At 59.9% G+C, this 20,924-nt stretch carries 18 protein-coding genes and 1 pseudogene; 12 read left to right on the top strand and 7 right to left on the bottom strand.

The annotated features are described in order from the left end of the window. The first annotated feature begins 53 nt into the window (after positions 1 to 53). Positions 54 to 1,286: a histidine--tRNA ligase gene (hisS, locus tag CGS49_RS08370; protein ID WP_097801398.1), complete on the top strand. Its 1,233-nt coding sequence runs from the start codon at positions 54 to 56 to the stop codon at positions 1,284 to 1,286. Positions 1,287 to 1,351: 65 nt separating this feature from the next. Here the strand turns inward: hisS and CGS49_RS08365 are convergent, their stop codons facing one another. From CGS49_RS08365 to fucO, 3 genes are all read right to left on the bottom strand, one after another. Further along, complete coding sequence (locus CGS49_RS08365; protein ID WP_097801397.1) at positions 1,352 to 2,314, bottom strand: calcium/sodium antiporter; 963 nt, start codon at positions 2,312 to 2,314, stop codon at positions 1,352 to 1,354. Between the two features lie 241 nt (positions 2,315 to 2,555). Next, positions 2,556 to 3,863 (bottom strand): putative ABC transporter permease, encoded by a 1,308-nt coding sequence (locus CGS49_RS08360; RefSeq protein ID WP_097801396.1) that lies wholly within the window; start codon positions 3,861 to 3,863, stop codon positions 2,556 to 2,558. A gap of 153 nt (positions 3,864 to 4,016) precedes the next feature. Further along, positions 4,017 to 5,165, bottom strand: coding sequence for a lactaldehyde reductase (fucO, locus tag CGS49_RS08355; protein WP_097801395.1), 1,149 nt, complete (start codon positions 5,163 to 5,165; stop codon positions 4,017 to 4,019). A 241-nt stretch (positions 5,166 to 5,406) separates the two neighbouring features. Between fucO and glpK the strand changes: the two genes are divergently transcribed. The 5 genes from glpK (at position 5,407) to CGS49_RS08330 (ending at position 9,886) form a co-directional block, all read left to right on the top strand. After that, positions 5,407 to 6,897, top strand: a complete 1,491-nt coding sequence (gene glpK / locus CGS49_RS08350) for a glycerol kinase GlpK (RefSeq protein ID WP_097801394.1) — start codon at positions 5,407 to 5,409, stop codon at positions 6,895 to 6,897. A gap of 227 nt (positions 6,898 to 7,124) precedes the next feature. Further along, positions 7,125 to 7,778 (top strand): cupin domain-containing protein, encoded by a 654-nt coding sequence (locus CGS49_RS08345; protein WP_097801393.1) that lies wholly within the window; start codon positions 7,125 to 7,127, stop codon positions 7,776 to 7,778. A gap of 200 nt (positions 7,779 to 7,978) precedes the next feature. Then, entirely contained in the window at positions 7,979 to 8,356 is a 378-nt protein-coding gene (locus tag CGS49_RS08340; protein WP_097801392.1) for a GntR family transcriptional regulator, read from the top strand. Continuing rightward, positions 8,349 to 9,050, top strand: coding sequence for an ABC transporter ATP-binding protein (locus CGS49_RS08335; protein WP_097801391.1), 702 nt, complete (start codon positions 8,349 to 8,351; stop codon positions 9,048 to 9,050). Before CGS49_RS08340 ends, CGS49_RS08335 begins: the two co-directional genes overlap by 8 nt. Then, positions 9,044 to 9,886, top strand: a complete 843-nt coding sequence (locus CGS49_RS08330; protein WP_097801390.1) for a hypothetical protein — start codon at positions 9,044 to 9,046, stop codon at positions 9,884 to 9,886. The genes CGS49_RS08335 and CGS49_RS08330 overlap by 7 nt, the downstream gene beginning before the upstream one ends. Before the next feature lie 62 nt (positions 9,887 to 9,948). Here the strand turns inward: CGS49_RS08330 and CGS49_RS08325 are convergent, their stop codons facing one another. Next, positions 9,949 to 10,797, bottom strand: a complete 849-nt coding sequence (locus CGS49_RS08325) for a sugar phosphate isomerase/epimerase family protein (RefSeq protein WP_097801389.1) — start codon at positions 10,795 to 10,797, stop codon at positions 9,949 to 9,951. Between the two features lie 197 nt (positions 10,798 to 10,994). On the opposite strand from CGS49_RS08325, the gene CGS49_RS08320 reads away from it, so the two are divergent. The 6 genes from CGS49_RS08320 to CGS49_RS08295 all read left to right on the top strand — a co-directional run bounded on the left by CGS49_RS08320 (position 10,995) and on the right by CGS49_RS08295 (position 17,620). Further along, positions 10,995 to 12,527, top strand: a complete 1,533-nt coding sequence (locus tag CGS49_RS08320; protein ID WP_242975419.1) for a sensor histidine kinase — start codon at positions 10,995 to 10,997, stop codon at positions 12,525 to 12,527. Next, entirely contained in the window at positions 12,502 to 13,335 is an 834-nt protein-coding gene (locus tag CGS49_RS08315) for a response regulator transcription factor (RefSeq protein WP_097801387.1), read from the top strand. Before CGS49_RS08320 ends, CGS49_RS08315 begins: the two co-directional genes overlap by 26 nt. After that, positions 13,332 to 14,348 (top strand): TRAP transporter substrate-binding protein, encoded by a 1,017-nt coding sequence (locus tag CGS49_RS08310; RefSeq protein WP_242975418.1) that lies wholly within the window; start codon positions 13,332 to 13,334, stop codon positions 14,346 to 14,348. The genes CGS49_RS08315 and CGS49_RS08310 overlap by 4 nt, the downstream gene beginning before the upstream one ends. A 228-nt stretch (positions 14,349 to 14,576) precedes the next feature. Then, positions 14,577 to 15,659, top strand: a complete 1,083-nt coding sequence (locus CGS49_RS08305; RefSeq protein WP_097801386.1) for a TRAP transporter substrate-binding protein — start codon at positions 14,577 to 14,579, stop codon at positions 15,657 to 15,659. Positions 15,660 to 15,756: 97 nt separating this feature from the next. Beyond that, positions 15,757 to 16,278: a TRAP transporter small permease gene (locus tag CGS49_RS08300; RefSeq protein ID WP_097801385.1), complete on the top strand. Its 522-nt coding sequence runs from the start codon at positions 15,757 to 15,759 to the stop codon at positions 16,276 to 16,278. Between the two features lies 1 nt (position 16,279). Continuing rightward, on the top strand, positions 16,280 to 17,620 hold the full coding sequence (locus CGS49_RS08295) for a TRAP transporter large permease (protein ID WP_097801384.1): 1,341 nt from the start codon (positions 16,280 to 16,282) through the stop codon (positions 17,618 to 17,620). Between the two features lie 638 nt (positions 17,621 to 18,258). On the opposite strand, the gene CGS49_RS08290 is transcribed toward CGS49_RS08295, so the two are convergent. The 3 genes and pseudogenes from CGS49_RS08290 to CGS49_RS14315 all read right to left on the bottom strand — a co-directional run. After that, positions 18,259 to 19,017, bottom strand: coding sequence for a DUF624 domain-containing protein (locus tag CGS49_RS08290; protein ID WP_097801383.1), 759 nt, complete (start codon positions 19,015 to 19,017; stop codon positions 18,259 to 18,261). Positions 19,018 to 19,119: 102 nt separating this feature from the next. Then, positions 19,120 to 20,649 (bottom strand): glycosyl hydrolase family 28 protein, encoded by a 1,530-nt coding sequence (locus CGS49_RS08285; protein WP_097801382.1) that lies wholly within the window; start codon positions 20,647 to 20,649, stop codon positions 19,120 to 19,122. A 169-nt stretch (positions 20,650 to 20,818) separates the two neighbouring features. Beyond that, positions 20,819 to 20,924: pseudogene (locus CGS49_RS14315) on the bottom strand (IS200/IS605 family transposase); the annotation flags it as partial.

Raw genomic sequence — 20,924 nt, 5'->3', positions numbered from 1 at the left:
GTCGTTCCCCGAGGGGGAAGCCTTTAGCTTAAGAATAGAGAGGAACCACAGCTATGAAAACACAGGCATTGAAGGGTATGCGCGACCTGCTGCCCGCAGAGCAGACCCTGCGCGATTACATTCAGGGCAAGATTCTGGAGACCTACCGTGCGTCCGGCTTCGAGCGCATCTCCACCCCCATGCTGGAGGATATGGAGAACCTCGACAAATCCGACGGCGGCGACAACCTGAACCTCATCTTCAAGGTGCTCAAGCGCGGCGACAAGCTCACTGCTGCCCTGAACACCGGCGACCCGAAACAGCTCTCCGACATGGGCCTGCGCTATGACCTCACCCTGCCCCTGAGCCGCTACTATGCCGCCAACAAGGACAAGCTGCCCAGCCCCTTCAAGGTGATCCAGACCGACCGTGTGTTCCGCGCCGAACGCCCGCAGAAGGGCCGTCTGCGCGAGTTCGTACAGTGCGATATCGACATTCTGGGCGATTCTTCCCCCAATGCCGAGGTGGAACTGATCGACGTGACCACCCGTGCCCTGCTGAACATCGGCTTCACCGGCTTCACGGTCAACATCAACGACCGCCGCATCCTGCGCGGCATGCTGGAGAGCATGGGTTTTTCCGCTGATACGCTGGATTCCGTCTGTATCACCTTTGATAAGATGGACAAGATCGGTGCCGATGGTGTGAAGGCTGAGCTGACCGAAAAGCAGCTGCCGGAAAATGCCATCAACGCACTGGCCGACTTCATTGCCGCAGGCGAAGTCACGCTGGATGCCGTGGCTGCCCGCTGCGCAGACCCCGCCATTGCCGACGACCTCAAGTATGTCCTTGCTACCGCCAACGCCATGGCGGCAGGCCGCTATCAGGTAGCTTACTGCCCCAGCCTTGTGCGCGGTCAGGGCTACTACACCGGCATGGTGTTTGAAATCACCTGCCCGCAATTCAGCGGTGCCGTGGCCGGCGGCGGCCGCTACGACAACATGGTGGGCAAGTTCCTGGGTACCCAGGTGCCCGCCGTGGGCTTCTCCATCGGCTTCGAGCGTGTGTGCGGCATCTTGTTGGAGCAGGGCTACCAGATCCCCGGTGCCAAGCAGAAAATTGCTCTGCTGTACGCAAAGGACGTCGACTTCCCCGCCGTGCTGGCAAAGGCAGCTTCTCTGCGCGACAGCTACAACGTGACCGTCCTGCCGCAGGGCAAAAAGCTGGGCAAGCAGCTGGGCCAGCTGGAAGCCGCCGGTTTTGCCGGTGCCGCCTTTATGGATAAAGATGAAGTGAAAATTTTCTGATTTTCATACAGAAAAGGGAGTCCCCTCGACCATCCGGTCGAGGGGACTCCCTTTATTTTTTATTATCAGATGGTAAACTGCACCACGCAGAACGCCGCATAGATGCACAGCAGCGCAATGCCCTGCGGGCGGCTCAGCCTGCCCTTGACGAGGGCGGGCACCGTCAGCAGCAGCATCACGGCGAACATCACCGGGAACTCCAGCACCAGCGAAGCGTTATGCCCCAGCAGCATGGAGTTCTGCGGGATGGTGAAAGGTGCCACCGTGGCAGAAACGCCGCTCACCAGCACCAGGTTGAACACATTCGCGCCGATGACATTGCCCAGCGACAGCGCACCGTGGCCTTTGGCCAGCGAGGTAATGGCGGTGACCAGCTCCGGCAGCGAGGTGCCCAGTGCCACAAAGGTCAGCGCAATGACCGACTCCGGCACGCCCAGCGCCTGGGCGATCAGGGTGCCGTTGTCCACCAGCAGGTTGGCACCCACGGCGATGAGCACCGCGCCCACGGCCAGCAGGCCAAGCTCCTTGGCAAGAGAGCTGTTTTCTTCCGGTTCTTCGTCTTCCGCCGGGGCGGGGGCGTTCTTCATGGCCAGAATGTTGCACACGATGTAGGCCACGAACATCGCCAGCAGCACAAGGCCCACCGGGCGGGAGAAATAGCCGGTGGTGTAGGCCACACCGGCGTAGAAAGCCGCGGCCACAAAGAAGAACAGCACCGGGGTGCGCAGGCTCTTGGGGTCCACCTTGCCCGGCTTGGCCACAATGGGAATGGCCGCAATGAGGGCGGAATTGCAGATGACCGAGCCGATGGCGTTGCCGTAGGCGATCTCGCCGTGGCCGGTGAGGGCGGAGGTGGTGGAGACCATCACCTCCGGCAGGGTGGTGCCGATGGACACTACGGTGGCACCGATGAGCAGCTCCGGCACATGGAAGCGGCGGGCAATGCCCGTGGCACCATCCACGAACCAGTCACCGCCCTTGATGAGGCACAGCAGGCCCACGATGAACAGCAAAACAGGGATGAGCATAAATTTCTTCTCCTTTTGTTTTTGGCAGAACAGCAATAAAAAAGAGACCTTTATTACAGCCTGCCCAGAAATGGGAAAGTGTAATAAAAGTCTCAAGCTTCCGGTGCTGCAGCGGGCATTTCTGCCGGGATGTCGCTGCAGCACAGCGCACCGTTTTTTGCAAACGCGCGCCCTTTACTCCCTTTTATCCGAAAGCTATTATACCGGTTTTTGCACCGAAGCGCAAGAGAAAAGTGGAAATTTATTCGCTCTTTACCACTTTTTTGGCATTGGGGTAGATGCGCTCCATGCGGTCGTTGTCAAAATGTGCATCCAGCAGGGTGTCGATGCTGTTTTTGGGCGTTTCGCCGCTGGTGCGGGCGTCGTAGCGGGCCAAGGCCAGCGCGCTGGTGAGCATGTTCACCGCCATGAACACCGACAGCACCACGGTCATCCAAGGGCGGATGTGGCTGCGCACCGCCTTCATGCCCCGCAGCACCAGCGGGTAGCCGTAGCGCATCCACACCACCGCCGCGATGCCCCAGAAAAAGCAGTACAGCAGGTTGATGCGGCCGCCCAGGTTGAACTTGAACTTGCTGTAATCCCAGAACACAGTGCCGAACAGCAGCTCGGTCACGGCGCTGCACACATATTCATAGACGCCGCCCATGATGGTGCCGAAGGCGAACAGATAGCGGTCGCTCTTGTCCCGGTTCTGGCGCAGCAGCACGGTGGCCAGCGCCAGCGCCAGACCCCACACCACGCTGAAGGGCCCCCACACCAGACTGGACCGGCTCATCCATACGCCCGCCGTCACCCGGCAGAAGATGGTCTCCACCACGTCGCCCAGGAACGCCCCGATGACGAACAACCACACAAGGTCCGACAGACTCAGAAAGTCGCTGGCATCCTTCTGCACAGCGGTCTGTTCCTGCTTTGCCGCCTCCGGGTAGGCGCGCTGGATGCGCTTTTCCACATACACGGTGATGCGGCGGCGCAGGGTGTCCGAGCCCTCGCCCAGGCGCTGGTTCAGTTGTTCCAGCACCGGGTGCTGCGCCGCATACCGCCCCACCAGCACCGCCGAGCCGATCTGGTCCAGCGCGGCCACGGCCAGCGCGGCCCACACCAGCAGGTGCAGCAGCCAGGCCGGCAGCAGTGCGCACAGCCGCAGCAGCAGGTCGTTGCCCCACAGCACGCTCACCGTGCCCAGCACGCCCCACAGCAGCGAATACTGCAGGCAGACATAGCCGTTCAGGTTGAACTTTTTGCCGGAGTAATCCCACCATTTGCGGCGGTGCAGCCGTTCCAGCAGCTTTGCGGTGAGCCACTCCACAATGGTGGCGGCCAGCGCGCAGGCAAAGAACAGGTAGACCGGGTCCGTGCGCAGATCGGTGAAGCCCACCGCCAGCAGCACGCCAGTGGTGCCGTAAACAAAGCAGAACGGGCCCGCCGCCATGCCGCGGTTGGCAAAGCGCTTGTCCTTCACGGTGACGACAACGGTCTCACCCACCCAGCCCAGAAAGGAATATATCAGGTAAATAACACCCAGCGTATAAAAGTTCAGCGTCATAAGCGTCCTTTCGCTTCCAGATTTTTCTCGATGGTTTGATTGTACCCGGTTTAAGCGTTTTGCACAATAGCTGGTGTAAAAAATTTACAAAAGGCCCTGCCATCCCGAAAGACAGTAGGGCCAAAGATCACAGATTCAGTTTACAGCGGGGGATCACAGCTGGCTCTTGTACAGCTCCACGATCTCCTCCACGCTGGTGTCGCGCGGGTTGCCGGGGCGGCAGGCGTCGGCGTAAGCGGACTCTGCGAGGAACTGGATGTCCTCCTCTTTCAGGATGCCGTGCAGGTTTGTGGGGATGCCCACGTCAGCGCTCAGCTGCTTGACGGCGGCGATGGTTGCATCCGCAGCAGCGGCATCGTTCATCTCGTCGATGTTCTTCACGCCCATGGCCTTGCCGACGGCGCGGTAACGCTCACCGGCCACGCTCTTGTTGTACTCCAGACCGACGGGCAGCAGGATGGCGCAGGCCACACCGTGGGGGGTGTCATACAGAGCAGACAGGCCGTGTGCCATGGAGTGCACGATGCCCAGGCCCACGTTGGAGAAGCCCATACCGGCAATGTACTCGCCCAGAGCCATGCCCTCGCGGCCTTCCGGGGTGTTCTGCACAGCACCGCGCAGGTTTTCGCTGATGAGCTTGATGGCCTCCAGATGGAACATATCGGAGATGGTGCAGTGGCCCTTGGTGATGTAGCCCTCGATGGCGTGGGTCAGAGCGTCCATACCGGTAGCGGCGGTCAGGCCCTTGGGCATGGAAGCCATCATATCGGGATCGACCACAGCGATCTCGGGGATGTCGTTGGTGTCCACGCAGACGAACTTGCGCTTCTTCTCCACATCGGTGATGACGTAGTTGATGGTGACCTCGGCAGCCGTGCCGGCAGTGGTGGGCACAGCGATGGTGAACACGGCGTGCTTCTTGGTGGGGGCAACGCCCTCCAGCGAGCGCACATCGGCAAACTCGGGGTTGTTGATGATGATGCCGATGGCCTTTGCAGTGTCCATGGAGGAGCCGCCGCCGATGGTCACGATGCAATCAGCTTCTGCGGCCTTGAACGCAGTCACGCCGTCCTGCACGTTGGCGATGGTGGGGTTGGGCTTGATCTCGCTGTACACGCTGTAAGCGAAACCGGCAGCATCCAGCAGGTCGGTGACCTTCTTGGTGACGCCGAACTTGATCAGGTCAGGGTCCGAGCAGACGAAAGCCTTCTTGTAGCCGCGGGCGGTCAGTTCAGGAACGATGTTCTCAATGGCACCGTGGCCATGGTAGGAAATGGTATTCAGAACGATACGATCAGCCATAATCTTTTTCCTCCAAATTCTCTTTTCCGGGCGGAACTCTCTGCCCCTCAGCATAGCATATCGTTAAAGATTTTACAATATGAAATTCTTTGAATTTATTGTAAATTTTTATAGTTGTGCAGTGATTTATAGATGTTTTCACCAAATTTCTGCAATTTTATTGCGGCGTTCTCTTTTTATTCCGGGTGAATCCTGCTATACTGAGAGCCAGAAAAACACACATGCAGGAGGTTTGTTTCCCATGTCCCGATACATCCTCGCCCTCGACCAGGGCACCACCAGCTCCCGCGCTATCCTGTTTGACGAAAAGCAGAACATCGCCGCCGTCAGCCAGAAGGAGTTCACCCAGTTCTACCCGAAAGAGGGCTGGGTGGAGCACAACCCCATGGAGATCTGGTCCAGCCAGTACGCCGTGATGATGGAGGTCATCGCCCAGAGCAACATCCGCGCTTCGGACCTTGCCGCCATCGGCATCACGAACCAGCGCGAGACCACCATCCTGTGGGACAAGGCCACCGGGATGCCCATCTACAACGCCATCGTCTGGCAGTGCCGCCGCACCGCGCCCATCGTGGACGGTCTGGTGGCCCAGGGCCTGACCGACCACATCCGGCAGACCACCGGTCTGTTGCCGGACGCCTATTTTTCCGCCACCAAGATCCGCTGGGTCCTCGACCATGTGGAGGGCGCACAGGCCCGGGCCGAGAAGGGCGAAATTCTGTTCGGCACGGTGGACAGCTGGCTGCTGTGGAAGCTCACCGGCGGGGCCGTGCACGCCACCGACGTGACCAACGCTTCCCGCACCATGCTGTTCGACATCCACAAGCTCGACTGGGACGACACCTTATTAAAGGCCCTGAACATCCCCCGCTCCATGCTGCCGGAGGTGCGTTCTTCCAGCGAAATTTACGGCTATACCGAGATTCAGGGCGTAAAGGTGCCCATCGCCGGCATGGCAGGCGACCAGCAGGCCGCGCTGTTCGGCCAGACCTGCTTTGACGCGGGCGAAGCCAAAAACACCTACGGCACCGGCTGCTTTCTGCTGATGAACACCGGCGATACCCCTTGCGAGAGCCGCAACGGCCTTGTCACCACCATTGCGGTGGGGCTGGGCGGCAAGGTGCAGTATGCGCTGGAAGGCTCGGTGTTCGTGGGCGGCGCGGTCATTCAGTGGCTGCGGGACGAGCTGCGGCTGTTCAGCGAGAGCCGTGACGCCGAATACTACGCCCAGAAGGTGCCGGACAACGGCGGTGTCTACCTGGTGCCCGCCTTCACCGGCCTTGGCGCGCCCAACTGGGACATGCATGCCCGGGGCTGCATCGTAGGCATCACCCGCGGCACCCGGCGGGAGCACATCATCCGTGCCGCACAGGAGTCCATTGCCTATCAGGTAGCCGACCTCGTCCGTGCCATGGAAGCCGACACCGGGCTGGAACTTTCTTCCCTCAAGGCCGACGGCGGGGCCAGCCGGGACCGCTTCCTGATGCAGTTCCAGTCTGACATCATCGGCCGCACCGTGCGCCGCCCGGTCATCCGGGAGACGACCGCCTTGGGTGCAGCCTACCTCGCGGGCCTTGCGGTGGGCGTGTGGAAAGACAAAGACGAGCTTCGCCAGCTGTGGAACTGCGAAATGGAATACACCCCCGCTATGGATGCCGCCCGGCGGGAAAAGCTGCTGCACCAGTGGCACCGCGCCGTGCAGCGCAGCCTTGCGTGGGACGAGGAAGAATAATTGGGTTTCTTTGCCATAACCACCGCTTTTGCCGGGAAATGAGGGTATACTAAACTATATTATATAGGCTTCCCCTGGGGGAGAAGCTGTCACCGAAGGTGACTGATGAGGGGGAAGCCCCCTTAAGAAGCCGTTTGCAGACAAAATCTGGACACTGCTGCCCCTCATCCGTCATTGCTTGCGCAATGCCACCTTCCCCCAAGGGGAAGGCTTAATAGAGGTATTTTATGTCCAACCAACCATTTACCCTTTCACAGGTGCGGCCCATCCGAGAGGCCATGACCGTCTCCCGCCCGGCACGCCTCGGGCAGGAAGTGCCCGTCACCTGGTTCTCACTGGGCGCAGGCACTTCCATCACCCCGGAATCCTACGACTGCACCACCCTGTACCTCGGCGGCGAGGGCAGCGGCACATTTGTTCTGGGCAATGACGGCCGCACCGTCGCCGTCTGCCCTGGCCAGCTGCTGGCCGTCCCGCCGAAAACCTTGTGCGGCACCCGTACCGACACCGGCATGATCTACACTGAAATCATTTTGAAAAAGGAGACTTTTACCATGAACAGCATCCTCAAAGCAGGCCAGCCCACTGCGCTGAAGAACCTCATCTCTTACGAAGAAGGCAGCATTGCCAATCTCGACCTCGTCCACGCCGACAACATGAAGTTCGTGCTGATGGCCTTTGACGAGGGCACCGGCCTGACCCCGCACCGCGCACCCGGCAACGCCATCCTCACCGCCCTGGAGGGCAAGGCCATCATCGGCTACGAGGGCAAGGACTATGAGCTGAACGCAGGCGAGAGCTTCCGCTTTGATAAGAACGGCCTGCACAGCGTTACCCCGCAGGGCAAGTTCAAAATGAGCCTGCTGCTGGTGATCGAATAAGTGAAACGATTTTAAATGCCCGCCGCGTTTGCTCTGGGCATTTTCAGTGGAAATATTATTTTATATTGAAGGTTCCAAAAGCCTGCGGGCTTTTGGAACCCTCTTTTTTCACAAGAAATTGCCTAACCCCCTTGACAAGCGGGGCAAATCGTGTATTATTGTATCAAGCGTTTAATACAGCAATACAAGGAGATGATACCATGGCTGAACAGTTCGATGCCAGCCGCCCGATCTACGCACAGCTGGTGGAACGGCTCAAAGCCAAAATTCTGGCGGGCACCTACCCGCCCGGCGGTCATCTGGATTCCGTACGCGACCTGGCCGCCGCCGCCGGGGTAAACCCCAACACGATGCAGCGGGCCCTGGCCCAGCTGGAAACCGAAGGCCTGGTGCGCACCGAGCGCACGGCAGGCCGCTTTGTCACGGAGGATACCGCATTGATCGAACAGCTCCGCGCCGACACAGCCCAGACGCTGGCGGCCGATTTTCTCGAAAAGATGCGCGGCATTGGCTACAGTCCCGCTCAGGCCGCCGCGCTGCTGGAACACTGGGACGCAAAGGAGAACCGCGATGAGTGAAATTCTGACCTGTGAAGCGCTGACCAAGCGCTATGAAAAAGACAAGACCGCACTGGACGGTGTGGACCTGCATGTGAGCTTCGGCCGCATCGTGGGTCTGCTGGGGCCCAACGGCAGCGGCAAGACCACCCTCATCAAGCTGGCCAACGGCCTGCTGCAGCCCACCGGCGGCAGCATCAAAATTGCCGGCATGGCCCCCGGCCCGGACACAAAGGCCCTTGTCTCCTACCTGCCGGACGCCGACTGGCTGCCGGACTGGATGCGTGTGGAGCAGCTGGTGGAGATGTTCGGCGATTTCTACGCCGATTTTGACCCCGCCAAGGCCAGCGAGATGCTGGCAAAGCTGAACCTCTCCCCCAAGGCAAAGCTCAAGACCCTCTCCAAGGGCAACAAGGAGAAGGTGCAGCTCATCCTGGCCATGAGCCGCAACGCCCGGCTCTACCTGCTGGATGAGCCCATCGGCGGCGTGGACCCGGCCGCCCGGGACTACATCCTTTCCACCATCCTGAACAACTACCAAAAGGACGCAACGGTCATCCTGTCCACTCACCTCATCGGCGACATCGAGCCCATTCTGGACGAGGCCATCTTCCTGAAGGACGGCAGAGTGTTCGCCCACCGCAACGCCGAGGAACTGCGCGAGACCGAGGGCAAGAGTGTGGATGCATATTTCCGGGAGGTATTCAAATGCTGAAGAAACTGTTAAAATACGAGTTCAAGGCCACCGGCCGCGTGTACGGCGGGCTGTATCTGGCCATTCTGGCCGTGGCGGTCCTCATGGGCGTTTCCTTCCAGATTCCCGCCCTTTTGGTGCACACCGCGCCCATTGCCGTGCTGATGCTCGTGTATCTGGCGCTTGGCGTGGCCATCGCCGTCATGACCGTTCTCAGCATCATCCAGCGCTTCACCCGCAACCTGCTGGGCCGCGAAGGCTACCTGATGCACACCCTGCCTGTGAGCAATGCGCAGCTCATTCTCGCCAAGCTCATTCCCAGCATCGTCTGGGTGCTGTGCAGCATTGTTGTCGTGCTGTTGTCCTTTGTTCTGTTCAGTCTGTTCGGGACCCTCAATTCCGCTGCCGTGTCCGAATTTTTCCACGCATTCTCCCGTTACGGCAGCGAGATCGGCAAGCTGCTGAGCTCTGTCATCAAGGGTTACGGCGTTACGCTGGTGCTCATGGTGCTGGAATGGCTGGCTTCCCTCACCTGCTCCATCCTGTGCATCTACACGGCCTGCATGATCGGCCACTGGTGCAAAAAATATTTCGTAGCGGTGAGCATTGCAGCCTTTGTGGTGCTGAACGTGCTGCAGAACCAGCTGCTGAACCTGCTGCCCTATAACACCACCAACACCGGCCTGGACCTGGTGTTCAGCACATCCGCCGGGGACGGCAGCATCGTGTACACGGTCACCGGCAACAAGACCTATCTCTGGGCCGTGCTGGCCGCACTGGCTGCCGACCTGGTGCTGTGCGCGGTCTACTTTGCCGCCACCAGCTGGCTGATGAAAAACAAACTCGATCTGGAGTAATCTTTCCACAAAGGAAGCCCCTCGCCAAATGGTGAGGGGCTTCCTGCGTTTTTATAAAGCTGTCAGCATTCGTCGTACTGCTTCTGCAGGTAGTGCAGGCACTGCACCGAGTTTTCCGGCGTGGTGTTTTCCAGCGTGGCGAAGATATAGGGCTTTTCCTGCTTTGCAAAGCGCAGGATGGTGCGGTAATCGCCCATGCCGCCCTGCCCGGCACCGGTGGCCGCCAGCTGGCCGCCGGCATCCTTGCGCAGGAAATCCTTGAAGTGGATCATCGCAATATCCTTGCCCAGCAGTTCGATGGCCTCGGCAAACACTTCCTCGCGGCGATCCACATTCTCCATGTTCAGCAGGTTGACCGGGTCGAACAAAATTTGCAGGTTCGGGCTGCCGATCTCGTCCAGCACGGTGCGGGCGCGCTTGGCGTCATACACGATGTGCTTGACCACCGGCTCGATGGCAATGGTCACGCCGTACTGTTCGGCGCAGCGCACCACCGGCTTGAAGTTCTTGATAAAAGTGGAAAGCGCAGCATCACTGCGGCACTCCGGGCAGAACTTGTACTCGGCGTTGGGCGCACCGGTCTCGGTGCCCACCATGCCGCAGCCCAAAAGGCTTGCAAAGCGGATATGGGCGTAATATTTTTCCTGAATGGCGTGCAGGGCGTCCGCATCCGGGTGGGCAAGGTTCAGGTAGTTGCCCAGCACCGCAATGTCAATGCCATTCTTCTCGAACTGGTGCCGCAGATACAGCGCATAGCCGGGTGTCAGGGCACCGGGCGTGTTGGGCACCTCTTTCAGGGACTTGCTCAGGGCCACGTGGGCGCAGGTGAAGCCCTTCTGGCGCACCAGCGGCAGCACCTGTTCCAGCGGCAGCTTTTCGGCGTCGTGCAGACGCAGGCCGAATTGGATCATGAAAACGTCCTCCTTTTCCCGCAGGGCGGGGATGTTGGCTCCATTATACACCAAAATGTCCCGGCAGAAAAGCGGCGGCCTTTGCCCCGGCCGCAGTTTTCCCTACTCTGCGGCGCGGGTAAGCCTTGCCAACCGCGCACCCTGCGTGTTAGAATAAGGTGTTACCTGCTAAAATTTTTTGCCGGGGAGGGAAAACGGTGCATCGTTCCATGACGCTGAAGCAGCGCATCACGCTGGGGCTGGCTGCCTTTCTGCTGGCACTGGCCGTCCAGATCTTTCTCAGCTTTTATCAGTCCGGCACCGTGATGCAGCGGCTGGACGACCAGATGGGCCAGTTCAACGCCATCAGCCGGTTTCAGGGCGGCGTGGAGCGCGGGCTGACCGTCCTTGGCGATTACCGCTGGGAGTACGGCGACGCCGACACCCTGCTCAGCGGGCTGGACAGCGCGTTTTCCACCACCGACGCCTGGCTGTGGCGCATCGACGGCAGCCTCGAGACCGTGAGTGAGGAAGAATATCTGCTCTACAGCGCCGTGTGCACCACCTATAAAAGCTACACCGCCCTTGTGGAACAGCTGGAAGCTGCCGTCCGCACCGGCGATGACGCCGGAGCCGCCCGGCTCTACTACGACCAGGTCCTGCCCTGCGGCAGCTACCTGCGCCAGTACACCCAGCAGCTGCTGAACACCGCCATCTCGGACGCCCAGGGCACCTACACTGAGGTGTCCGCCCTCAGCGGCCGGGTGAAGTGGGCCCAGACCGTGGTGGCCACCGTCTGCCTGGTGCTGGGCTGCTTCATGGCCTGGTCGGTGATCCGGCTGCTGGACCCGGTGCAGCAGATGATCGGTGCGTCCCGCAACATCGTGGCGGGCAAATACGATGCACCGGACGTGCCGATCCCCGGCGGCGGCCGCGAGATCGTCCAGCTGACCGACGCCTTCAACAAAATGAAGCACTCCATGGCCCAGCAGATGAACACCCTGCAGGAGCGCAACGAGATGGAGCGGGAGCTGCACCGCCAGAAGACCGAAGCGCTGGAGCTGCAGAACCGCATGGAGCGCAGCCGGATGCAGCAGCTGCGCAGCCAGATCGACCCGCATTTTCTGTTCAACACCCTGAACGTGATCCAGCAGACTGCAAGCACGGAGAAGGGCTACCGTACCCAGGCGCTGATCATGGCGCTTTCCCACCTGCTGCGCTACAGCCTGATGAGCAACGACGAGCAGGTGCCGCTGGCGCGGGAGGTGCGCATCGTCGACGAATACTACTCCATTTACCACGTCCGCTTCGGCGACCGGGTGCGGATGCGCTGGTGCATCTCGGATTCGCTGGACCTGACCGAGACCATGGTGCCCTCCTTCATCCTGCAGCCCCTTGTGGAGAACTCGTTCAAGCACGGCATCGCCCCCAAAGAGGAGGGCGGCACGGTGCGCATCCGCATCGCACCGCTGCGGGAAAAAGGCCTGCTGCGCATCAGCGTGTGTGACAATGGGCTTGGCATCGAGCCAGAAAAGCTGGCCCAGCTGCAGGAGGGCCTTGCCAGCCCCCGGGACCGGTGGGAGCATATTGGTGTGTACAATGTTGCGGCGCGGCTGCAGCTGCTGGACAAGCGCTGCCGCTTCGTGATCCGCTCGCGGCCCGGGTTCGGCACAGCCGTGAGCATCTATCTGCCCCTTGTGGAGATCGTAGAGGAGGAATTTGAGGATGATACGCCTGCTGATCGCAGATGATGAAAAACTGGAGCGGGACGCCCTGACCGAGATGGTGGCCCGCCGCTTTGATGAACATCAGGTGGTGCTGGAAATAGCGGAAAACGGCCGCAAGGCTGCCGACACCGCCATTCTGTGGGGCGCGGACCTGATCCTGATGGACATCGAGATGCCGGGCATGAGCGGCCTGGATGCGGCCCGGGCCGTGCTGGCCCAGCGGCCGGGCTGCCGGGTGATCTTCGTCACCGCCTACAGCCTGTTCCAGTACGCCCACGAGGCAGTGCACCTGGGTGCCTGCGATTACCTGCTCAAGCCGGTAGACCCGGACGAACTGGAAGCTTCCATCCGCCGGGCTATCCGCCAGATCGAGACCGAGCGCAAGCTGGAAACGCTGGCCCCGGTGCAGCCCGAGCCGGAACCCGCCGCAGCTGCAGAAGGCCAGCCGGAGGCAGACACCCCGGAAAGCAGCCAGAATGCCCTGGTCATGGACCATGTGCGGCGGTATCTGGAAGACAACTACATGTTCGACATCTCGCTGGACAGCGTGGGCGAGATTTTGCACATCAGCCCGGCATACCTGTCGGCACAGTTCAAAAAGTACCAGAAGATGAACTTTCTGGACTGTCTGACCGAGCTGCGCATCAATGCGGCCAAAGAACTGCTCACCGACCCGTTCCGTTCCTCGGCCGAGGTGGCTTCCATGGTGGGCTACGAGGACGCCAGCTACTTTGCCCGCGCCTTCAAAAAGCGCACCGGCGAAACGCCCACCCAGTACCGCCGCCGGGTCAGCAAAAAGATCGGCGAGCACCACCCGGAGGGCGTTCTGTGAGCGGGTGCATCTCCCGGCGGCAGGTGCTGCTGGCCGCCGCCGGGGCCGCGCTGGGCCTGTGCGGCTGCGCCGCCGCCCGGCAGGAAGAAGCTGCCTCCGGCCCGGAGCTCATCCTGCGCTATGCCGAGAACCAGCCCGAGGACTACCCTACCACCCAGGCGGCCCTTGCCTTTGCGGACCTTGTGAACGAGCGGACCGGCGGCCGGGTGAAGGTAGCCGTTTACAGCGGCGGTGAACTGGGGGCCGAGCAGAGCGTCATCCAGCAGATGCAGTTCGGCGGCATTGATTTTGCCCGCATCTCCCTGAGCCAGCTGGCCGAGTATGTCCCGGCGCTGAGCGTGCTGCAGCTGCCCTACCTCTACGAGGATGCCGCCCAGATGTGGCGGGTGCTGATCGGCACCATCGGCGACGAATTCCTCGCCATGCTGGATGCAGTCGATCTGGTGGGGCTCTCCTGGTTCGACGCCGGTGTGCGCAGCTTTTACACCCGGGAAAAGGTCACCCGCCTTGCCGACCTGCAGGGGCTGACCCTGCGGGTGCAGGAGTCGGACATGATGAGCGACATGGTGGAAGCCATGGGCGCGGTGTCGGTACAGGTGGTGTACAGCGATGTGTATGCCGCCCTGCACAACCGGAAGATCGACGGGGCCGAGAACAACTGGCCCAGCTACGAAGCCATGAGCCACTATGAGGTGGCACCCTATTTTCTGCAGGACGAGCACACCCGCGTGCCGGAGATCCAGATCTCCAGCCGGGCCGCGCAGGAAAAACTGGCCGCGCTGGATGCCTCCTTCCCGGCCATCGTGCAGGAATGCGCGCGGGAAAGCGCCCAGCTGGAGCGCTGCCTCTGGGCCCAGCGGGAAGCCCAGGCCGAAGCCGACCTGCGGGCCTGGGGCGTGGAAGTGACCCTGCTCTCCGACGCCGAGAAACAGAAGTTCCGGGACGCCGTCCAGCCGCTGTACGACCAGTTCAGCGAACAGGCCGAGATGATCCGGCGCATCCAGCAGGCATGAAATATCCATTCTTGAATCCAAGTCTTTGGTTGAATTTGCTAAAGACTTGGATTTTTGTTTGTTTATTTTCCACAGGGATTATCTTCACATTCTTTCGAAAAACAGGACATTTTTTGAAACCCCTTGTGAAAGTAAAAAAATTTTGCTAAAGTGTGAACAGTTGATGAAGGCGCTGCAGACCTGTGCAACATGCAGCGTCCCGAGGAAAATTTTTAGGAGGATAAACTTATGAAAATGATCTCTCGTCGCAGCTTCCTGGCAGCCGCCGGTGTTTCCGCCGCTGCCCTGGCCCTGACCGCATGTGGCGGTTCTTCCAACAGCACCGCTGCTTCCACTTCCACTGCAGCTTCCGCTGCTCCCGCAGGTGATGCCGCCGCTGCTGCAAACGATCCCGAAGTGACCCTGGTCTACGCCGAGGTCAACCCGCTGGACACCATCGTTGGCCAGACCGCTTCTCACTTCAAGGAGAAGGTCGAGGAGCTGACCGGCGGTTCCGTCGTCATCGACGTGCAGGCTTCCGGCGTTCTGGGTTCTGAGAACGACGTTCTGGACGCCATCCTGGGCGGCTCCACTTCCATCGACATCAGCCGTATCTCTGCTTTCGCACTGACCAGCTACGGCTGCAACAAGTCCAAGCTGCTGAGCATCCCCTTCACCTTTGAGAACCGCGCACACTTCTGGAACTTTGCCAACAGCGATCTGGCACCTGAGTTCCTGAACGAGCCCCAGGAGCTGGGCCTGCCCGTCCGCGGCATGTTCTACGGCGAGGAGGGCTTCCGTCACTTCTTCACCGTCAACCCCGTTTCCGGCATTGCGGACTTCAAGGGCCTGAAGCTGCGCGTGTCCAACGACCCCGTCATGAACGGCATGGTCGAGGGCCTGGGCGCAAACCCCACCGTCGTTTCCTTCGGTGAGCTGTACAGCGCACTGCAGACCGGCGTTGTGGATGGCGCTGAGCAGCCCATCGCAAACTACAAGTCCAACGCATTCCCCGAGGTCGCCAACAACCTGATCCTGGACGGCCACACCCTGGGCGCTGTGCAGGCTGTCATCACCGACAATGCATGGGGCAAGCTGACCGAGAACCAGCAGGCTGCCATCATGGAGGCTGCTGCCGACACCCAGTCCTTCAACGCAAACCTGTCCGAGACCGAGGAGAACAAGGTCCTGGATGAGCTGAAGGCTTCCGGCTGCAACGTTGTGGATGTTCCCGACAAGGCTCCCTGGCAGGAGGCTTGCTCCAAGGTCATCAGCGAGAACACCTCTGACCAGGCTGAGCTGTACCAGCAGCTGCTGGATATGAAGGCCTGATCGAATCGCCTTCGTGTTCTAAAGTAGTACATAGCCCGGCGGGGGACTACGGGAATACGCCCGCAGACCCGCCGGGTTTTTATATGGAGGAATTCCTATGCCGAAAATCTTTACCACTCTGGATAAGATCAAGCCGGCGTACGACATCACCTACAAGGTGGTCCTGTTCATCTGTAAGATCCTGCTGATCGCAGATATCCTCATTACCACCATGTCGGTCATCGGTCGTTACGTCCCGTTCATCCCGGACCCCTCCTGGTCTGAGGAGGTCGTCCTGACCTGCATGAGCTACATGGCTGTGCTGAGTGCTGCTCTGGCCATCCGCCGCGGTGCTCACATCCGCATGACTGCCTTTGATATGTACCTGCCCAAGAAAGTGGTCAAGGCTCTGGACATCCTGTCCGATGTGGCCGTGATGATCCTGGGCGTGGTGATGATGGTGGTGGGCTGGAACTACGCCACCACCCTGGGCGGCCGTGGCTTCTATGTGTCCATGCCCTGGCTGAGCCGCTTCTGGATGTACTTCCCAGTGCCTCTGGCTGGCGTTGCCATGATCATCTTTGAGATCGAATCTCTGTACAACCACATCAAGAGCTTTTTTGTAAAGGAGGAAATGTAATATGACAGTTCAGACACTGGCGATCATTGTCCTTCTTGTCAGCTTCTTCGTCATGATCTTCCTGCGCTTCCCCATCGCCTACGCCGTTGGCCTGTCCAGCGTGCTGTGTATGCTGGTGCAGGGCCAGGCATTGACCGACGTTTGCCGACTGATGGTCAAGGGCATTTCTTCCTTCAGCCTGATGGCAGTTCCCTTCTTCATCACCATGGGCGTGCTCATGGGCTCCGGCGGCATCTCTGAAAAGCTCATCGCTCTGGCTGACGCCTGCGTGGGCTGGATGCGCGGCGGCATGGCCATGGTCAACATCGTGGCTTCCTACTTCTTTGGCGGCATCTCCGGTTCCGCCTCTGCCGATACCGCTTCCATCGGCTCCATCATGATCCCCATGATGGTGGATCAGGGCTACGGTGCAGACTTCTCCACCGCTGTTACCATCACCTCCTCCTGCGAGGGTCTGCTGGTTCCTCCCAGCCACAACATGGTCATCTACGCTACCACCGCCGGTGGTATCTCTGTGGGCAGCCTGTTCCTGGCAGGTTACCTGCCCGGCGCACTGCTGGCCATCGTGCTGATGATCGGCTCCTACATCATCTCTGTAAAGCGCAACTACCCCAAGGGTGATCCCTTCAGCATCAAGCGCTTTATCAAGCAGCTGGGCACCTCCATCTGGGCTCTGGCCGCTGTTATCATCGTGGTGTTCGGCGTGGTCGGCGGCGTGTTCACCGCTACCGAGTCCGCTGCTATCGCTGTTATCTACTCCCTGTTCGTGTCCGTGTTCATCTACAAGGGCCTGGACTGGAAGGGCGTGTGGCACGCCCTGGACGAGTGCGTCAACACCCTGTCCATCGTGCTGATCCTCATCGCCACCTCTGCTGTGTTCGGCAACTGCCTGACCATCCTGCACGTGCCCGATCTGGCTGCTAACGCCATCACCGACCTCACCGACAACCCCTACATCATCGCACTGCTCATCGACCTGATCCTGCTGGTTCTGGGCATGATCATGGATATGGCTCCCATCATCCTGATCGCTACCCCCATCCTGCTGCCCATCGCCACCTCCATCGGCATCGATCCCATCCAGTTCGGTATCATCGTGGTGCTGAACTGCGGCATCGGCCTGCTGACTCCTCCCGTCGGCTCCGTTCTGTTCATCGGCTCTGCCGTTGCAAAGCGCCCCATGGAGAAAGTGGTCAAGGCGACCCTGCCGTTCTACCTGTGTATGTTCGTTGCACTGCTGCTGCTGACCTACGTCCCCGACATCAGCCTTGCTATTCCCAAGCTGCTGGGCGGTTACGTCAGCCCCATCGCAAACCCGCTGGGCCCTGTGTTCATCCACTAAGCATTCTCTCCTAAGAAATATCATCTGAAGCAAAACCCCGCCCCGTGCATTGCATCGCGCAGTGTATGGGGCGGGGTTTTTGCGTGCGGAAGTTTTGTTGAACGGGCCGTCTTTGCGTTGCTCCGGCCGCTGCCGGGCAGTGCGGTCGAGCATGGGGCAAGGCAGGCCCGGAGACGGCGGTCACAAAGATTTTCCATCCCTCTGCGGAATAGCCCCCGCGCTGCCCTCGGCGGGCTGCCTGGGACTTGCCGGGGAGCCAAGCGGAGACCTCTGTGAGCAGGTTTTCCGGTAGTCACGCTCATCCGGCAGCGCACCAAACGGTTCGCGGAACCAGCGGAGACCGCATTCCCGGCATTCGGGCATTCGGCTATCCGCTCGGAGCCAAATGTCTCTCCCGCCGCTCAATACCACAAAACACATTCCAGAAGAAAGTGCTGCGGGAGAAACGATCAAAAGACTACGCAAAGCTTCCGCTTCCCCGAAAAGAATCGCACGCCGTATCTGCTATCCCTTGCGAGTGCGCGCAGAAAAAATCCCCCCGTTGCAAAAGTGACCGCCCCGATCGGGACGGCCATTTTTGCAGAATGGAGAATGCAAGTTTATAAAGAAGGAGAAGAAAATAGCTTGAAAAAGGGCTTTCAGCGGTTCTGCACATCGTGAATCTTTGCTTCCAGGTGCAGGCTTTTCTCGATGGGTGCATACACGGCCATCATGGCCAGCAGATTGGGCACCCACAGCCCGGTCAGCAAAAACACAAAGGCGCAGCGCGGGATGACGGCCGCCATCAGCAGCCAGTAGCCCAGCTGAAACACGGCCGAAAGCACGGTCTGGGGCAGAAAGCCGAGCAGCATCCGCACGCAGTTGGAAAGCTTCCTGCTGACACAGCTCTCAAACAAAGCGCTCTGCATCCAGAAGTAACTGCCCAGCGTCAGCAAAAGCACGGCGTCCAATAACAGGATCCATACAAAGCTGGTGGACACATCGGCCATCAGCGGCAGGGCAAAGGCCGTATAACCCACCAGCGCCCACAGCACGGTGAAGATCATGCCGGGGAGAAAGCTGCTTTTGAAGCTCTGCTTCCACACCCGCTTGTAGGTATGCCACCAGAAACCCGGTTCATCCCGCAGGGCCCGGAGAATGGTGTCGTAAAGGCCGGTCAGCGCCGGGCCGACCAGCCAGCCGGTACAGCAGGCGGCCAGCAGGCTGCCCATCCAGAGGGCAATGCCCACCAGAGCCGCCGCCGGGACACAGGCCAGCAGTGCCAGCGAACCGGACAGAAAAATGCCGTCCAGGTCGCGGCTCATGATCTCGACCAATCGGGCAAGGCCCTTTTTGCGGGGCGTGTCCGGGCTGATGCCCGCGCCCTCCGGGATGAATTCGGACCGACCAAACAGCATTCTGCATTCACCTCTCTACGGCTCTATTGTAACATAGCAAAATAAAAAGCGGCTGCAAAAAAGCGACCGCTTTTCTGAAGAATCCCGACATCCGAATCCGGGTCATTCCGGTTGGCTGCCAGACCTCACAGTGACATTTTCAAAGCTGACATTTTGGCAGTGCTGCATCTGGATGTTCTGGGCAGGGCCGTTGTTGTCTTCCAACACCACATCCCTGAACCGGATGTTCTTCACTTCGTACCCCGGCTCGTCAAAGCCGCACAGCTCAATGGCCGGGCAGAAATGCCACACATGGTCGTGGTCGATGTACCGGCCCAGCAGAGTGACCCGTTCATACCTGAAGTTTTCCAGAATAGGCGGCACATCGGAGCCAATGCCATCATCGTTGTAGCCTACCGAATGTACCATCACATGGGAAAGGGTGCAGTCCCGCACTTCCACATCCCGGACGTAGCCGCCGCGCTTTTGGGTGGCTTTGATCTCCAGCCCGGAGGTGGACACCACCATATCACAGTCCCAGATCTTCACATCCTCCACGCCGCCACTCATCTCGCTGCCAATGCAGATGCCGTGGCCGAAACCGCTGTGGCAGTCGAACACCCGGATGTGCTTCGTCGGGCGATTGATGATGTTGCCCTCCGGGTTCTTGCCGGACTTGATGGCCACCGCATCGTCGCCGGTGCAGAACTCGCAGGCGAAGATCGTGCAGTTGGTGGAGGAATCCGGGTCCCAGCCATCGCCGTTCCATACGCCATCCGATTTGATAACACAGTGGTCGGTGACGATCTGGTCGGAGTAGACCATGTGCAGGTTCCAGCTGGCACCGTTGGCAAAGGTCAGCCCCTGCATCCAGATGTTCCGGCAATTGCTCATGTTGACAAGGCGCGGCCGGACGCGGCCCGGAATGGTGTCGGCGTTCTCGCAGGTGGACACGAGGTCTGCGTTCTGCGCAAGGTATTCTTTCAGGCGTGCCCGCTCATTTTCAATGATGCGGCTTGCCAGCAGCCTGCCGCCGGAGGCAATGGTGCCCTTGCCCCGCAGGATGATGTTTTCGCAGTTCGGCCCAGCGGTATGGTCGAGCGTGCCGAGATTCAGCAGGCTGCTGTAGCACTCCATCTCGGTACCCTCAAATCGGCTGGGGATGCGGGGCAGGTAATCTTCCGGCTCGGCAGTGCCCTGCAGGACGGCTCCTTCGTCCAGATACAGCTCCATATTGCTGTGCAGCCACAAAGCACCGGTCATGTAGATGCCCGCCGGAAAGTAGACGCACTCGTTTTCCTTGCAGTCGTCCATAGCTTTTTGCAGGGCGGCGGTGTTCAGGGTTTTGCCGTCACCTACGGCAAAATAGGGCGCAGCGGTCACATCCAGTTTCTGTTTGGTGGGGGTAGTGCGGACAGTCAGTTCGCCGATGCCGCCGCCCCGCCACTGGACGAACAGCACATACTCCGTCTCCGGCTGGAGATGTTCCAGCGTGAAATGCGTTTTGACGGTCGTGCCCACTGCGGCATCGTTCCGCAAAACTGTATAGGTCTCCACGGCCCCGGCGGCTGCAGGCTTATCCCAGAACAGAGTGATGGTGGTATCGGTACAGCAGGCGGTCAGGCCGTTCTTCGAAAAATAATGTTCAGCCATACAACGCTCCTTTGCGTTTTTACCCAGTATAGTCAAAACCACCGGCTGAGCCGGTGGCTTGAGTAAGCCCTAGAAGGGCATAATACTAGCAAAGCCCCTTAAGGGGCCACGAATGGGTCTGCCAACTGCATTCCGGTCTCGTGGCAGGCCCCTCAAGGGGCCCTTTTATTTACGCCTTAGTTTCCTTGCTACCCGTAAACGGGTCCACGAACTCCTTAAGGCTCAACTGATCGGCAATCTGGTCCTGTTGCAGTTGATTTTTAATGTACTCTTGG

Source organism: Faecalibacterium langellae, from assembly GCF_002549775.1.
Lineage (GTDB): Bacteria > Bacillota > Clostridia > Oscillospirales > Ruminococcaceae > Faecalibacterium > Faecalibacterium langellae.
This window is presented reverse-complemented; position numbering and strand designations above follow the sequence as displayed.